Source organism: Vibrio sp. 10N.286.51.B11 (genome assembly GCF_041469245.1).
Taxonomy (GTDB): Bacteria; Pseudomonadota; Gammaproteobacteria; order Enterobacterales; family Vibrionaceae; genus Vibrio; species Vibrio crassostreae_C.
This window is the reverse complement of record NZ_JBFRKI010000060.1, coordinates 1-4135: the sequence shown is the minus strand read 5'-3', so window position 1 is coordinate 4135 and position 4135 is coordinate 1. Positions and strand designations below refer to the sequence as shown.

Genomic DNA, 4135 nt, shown 5'->3' with positions numbered 1-4135 from the left:
TTTCCGGATTGGTATTATTCAGAAGCTTAGTATCTTAATACTATCTGGATAAAAAGAAGCCTCCAATGTTGGAGGCTTCTTGGTTTCTACACTTTTACAACTAGCGCGAGTGACAAAGGTAATATCAGATATTGCTATTCAGATTATTTGTACCTTCTGCCTTAGATTGTTCAATCTCAGACTCGGTTTGCCACTTGCCATTGTAAAGGTATTCACGCTCTGGGAGTGGGGTGTTTGTAGCTCTAAAATCAAACACCTCATCGGTTTGATATTCTCTACTACAAACAGGGATACTAAAGAGCCTTGATTCTGGCTTTGCTTCAAACAGCTTTTTATGGTCATCGACCTTTGTACAATTCAGTTTGTAGACCTTTGAAAGTTGCGCGACCATGGATTCTAAATCCGCTTCAGTTTTAAAGAAAACATAACAATCTGATCTGTCTTGTGAGCGAAAGATAGTCTTATGAGCAGTATCTCGATATCTGCATATGTCTTGCTTAAAATAAAACTGGACCACTTTTCTTTTCTTGTTGTAGTCAGCAAACAGCCAATCTTCACGTTCTCCGACTCTCACTTCTGTTGGTACATCAGGCTGGCGTTTTAACATACCAAATGAGAGTAAAATAAGGGCGCCAGCACCCGCTAAAGCCATTGGGCCAACCACCGCTACCATCGTCACACACACCACCGCGCCTATCCAACCAACAGCTTGCGTGGCGGTATTCACCCACTTAGGCATATTGCGACGCTTTTTCATCACAAAGCCCTTGTCAGAAAAAATGTAGTCATACCGATAATCGAGGCCGATCGTAAGGTAGAAAGCTCCAGACACCATCACCGACAAAATAAAAGAAAAAATGGTTGCACCAACCGTGTCACTTGTATGTATCAAAAAAGTTAATAGGAATGGCGCGATCACAAATGGAAGCGCAAATAGTTTGTAGTAGTAGCGAAACGGCTCTTCTACATCATATTTGTGCCATGTTGTTAAATTGTTCCCTGTAAGAATCTCTTGCTCTTGTGCCTCTTGGTAAACTGCCAACTCTTCTGGGGTGATGTAAAATGGTGAATATGCCAAGGGTTACTCCTGAAAACCTAATGTGCCGACAACGGGGGTAAGTGATTTCTGAATGGTGCTTTGTTTGCTATTGTCTGAAATCACACCATAAGTTGCACTCTGTTTTACGCCGTTTTGGAACCAATACTCACGCTTAGCTGGGGCATCATCTTCCACATCGTACGCTACTTGTATGGCAAGGTATCGATCGGCTTCTTTGATCGGTAATGTTACCTTATACACCAGTAATTCTTTGCTAGCTTGGCTCTGTGTTTGTAGCGTGACTAAATCTGCGTTTTGATGCCACGAGCCTGACGTCAACTCATCTTCTGTTGCCTTGGTATTGGTACTCACGGTAATCCCATTCGTTGCAGCATGGCGTGGCAGTTGAATATGCACGTCCAAACCAATTAATTCACGATGAGTGTAACCCGGATAGGCTTGTACTTTTTCAATAGGCTGGTGGTATACCGTTGGCTGCTGAATAATGGATTGCAGGTCAAACAGCGCTTGACGTACTAATGCTGAATTATGCTTCTCTCGTTCAGGTAAGCTCGCAGATTGACTCCACTGCGTCCGACTCGGGTGATAACCCCAAGGCAGTTTATCTAACCATTTTTGGAAATCATCTTGTTTCAGCTTGTTCAACTTATAATTAATGGCTAGGTATGTAACAGTAAGAATAACTAAAGCTGCCGTTACCGGACCACCAAATAGCAAGTTAGTCGAAAAGGTACCACTAGAAGCTCCTATGAACTGGAACACACCAATTGCACCAGTTAAACCAAGTGTTGCTGTATTTGCTATATGCAGGTATTTTTCAAGACCATAAACCTCATCAGCACTCTGCCAAGAACGGAATGCCTCAATACCTGAAGCTAGCGCCCCCAAAGCCCCTGTGATCGCGAGCCATTTATTGAATACCTTTAAGTCATCAAGGATCAGGTTTTCAAAACCTTTTGTATTTCGATTTACTAACTTTTTAAGAGTTTTCAGCGAGTGTTCTCTGAGTTCATCACTCCCCTTAACCTTATCCCATAATTTCCCCGTCCGAATCCCCGTCCACGCACTGGCGGTATAAAACAGCTTTTGTTGTATGTCTAAGAATTCATCTGAATTCATCAAGCCTGTATCGGCAATACTGCTCATGGCATCGATCAAGGCAATGCTGTTAAACAGAAGAGCTAGAAACCCCACCCCACCTGCGTTTTCGAACAGTTTGTGTAAATCACCTGCGGGCTCGCTGATTACCCTTGCCCTTAATTCTACCGTTGCTTTTGGTAGGTCGTCCGGAAGTATAATGCGTTGTGGGTATTCTAAAGTCGCCACCGCTAATGATTTTTTGATTCGACGCTGATTCTTTAACGCCTCTTTATACTTAGCCGTCGCCTTGCGCTGATTTTGATTTACCTCAGAAATAATGAGGTTGTTTTTCTTTAGCTCAGCGAGATTATCTTCAATGCGCGTTTTCCAATCCTTAAAACCTTGAGCATAATTGTCATTAATACTCACTGGCATCGTTTGCGCCATACGCTCAGCTATACTCGCTCGCCATACGAAACTATTTCGAGACAATGGCTTAGCCAACGTTGGCATCAATAGAATGGAAGCTTGAGAGGTAAAACTCACACCCAGCTCTAACGTTCCCTTTAAAGCAGCGCTGATGGAGGCTTTGAATAGGATATCGAGCTCTTTAAAGCCTTTTGCCAAGTCTTTCAACACTTCGGTTTCGGACGTGTTTGGGTTTGTGACAAAGTCCATGACCTTCGCATACATCCCCGTTTTATTGCTCACCGAAGATACATGCTCTAACCATTTATCTTCATCGCTTGACGATGTTGATAGAGGCTCGGGAATTGATTTTTTCAGCTCATTATAGACACTTCGACTGAAGCCAGAGGTATAGAGTGGTAATAAGCTGGTCGGATTCTCCCATTGGCTTTCTGCCCAAATACGGTCTTCTTCTTCAATCACAAGGCTAAACGCTTCTACCGCCGCTAGGTGAAGTTGATAGAGGCTATATTGCGTTTCCTCGCTGTAAAGGTCGAAGACACGTTCGAGATGATGAGGAGTGAGCGTTTCTAATACCGAAATAAAGTCACGCTTTACGGAAGTCACTTGAGCAAGCATGGTCTCTTTTTGCTCTGATAGCGCCTGCATTTCGCTCAGCATTTGCTTCCAGTTGAGCTGCTTACGCCAGCGCTCAGTCGCTATCCATTGCTCGTATTTGCCAAATCGGTTTGCTGAAATGCCATATTTCTTCTGTATAGCCTCTGCTATCTCTGAAGTGGACTTTTGATAATCATCGATAGCTTGCTGGGAAAATGAGGATGGCATTCCTTTGATGATAGCTGCTTGGGATTCACTGGTAAGGTCAACCATTGCTGAGTTGTCATAGTAATCCGCCATGTCCATATAGAAATCAAGCTCTTGGTTTTTGCGCTTTACTCCTGCGGGCATATCTGTCTCGTCACTTGCACCAAACATACACAGTTGCATGGCAGTCTGCATCAAGCTCCACTGGTTTGAAAACTGATCAGTGAAAAGGCGGTAGGGGCTGGCGGCACCAACAAAATGCAGCGATATATCTTGAATGTCAGCGGCGTAATCTTTTATGGCGACAAAATAGGCAGCTTCCTCTTCAGGAAGCGTTGCCGTTACATCATTTTCAGAGGCAACGGGTTTGAATGGGAAGGCTGCTTCATCGGCTTGTGTACTCATTCCTGAATCAGCAAAGCGACCATCATCGACAGCAGAGGCTTCGATGTCTGCCACTTCAGAGAGCTGAGCGATAGGCGCAATATGGTGCTGTTGCGAGTTCGCTGTGAGTACCATGGTTTGCATGCGGTCAATATGACTGCTGGGGTTGTTCACTACAGCAAGAAACATTTTCCATGTCCATCGGTGCTCTGAAAAACAGAGGGATAGAAGGCTTCCTTCAGTATAAGTAAGGAATGTACTTGGGGACTCTGGTACTCCCCTTGCCTCTGACTCCGGGTCTTCAGCTGCCCCGAGTTTATGAAGCGTGAATTGTGTCCCTTTCACTTCATATTCATCAATGTAGTGGTACGCTGAATT

At 44.1% G+C, this 4135-nt stretch carries 2 protein-coding genes; both read right to left on the bottom strand.

Going from position 1 to position 4135, the window contains the following annotated elements; genetic code table 11:
- Nucleotides 1–124: 124 nt before the first annotated feature.
- Entirely contained in the window at nt 125–1078 is a 954-nt protein-coding gene (locus AB4154_RS22175) for a hypothetical protein (protein ID WP_372124130.1), read from the bottom strand.
- Between the two features lie 3 nt (nt 1079–1081).
- The coding region (locus AB4154_RS22170; RefSeq protein WP_372124129.1) for a T6SS effector BTH_I2691 family protein at nt 1082–4135 on the bottom strand (3054 nt) is incomplete at its 5' end.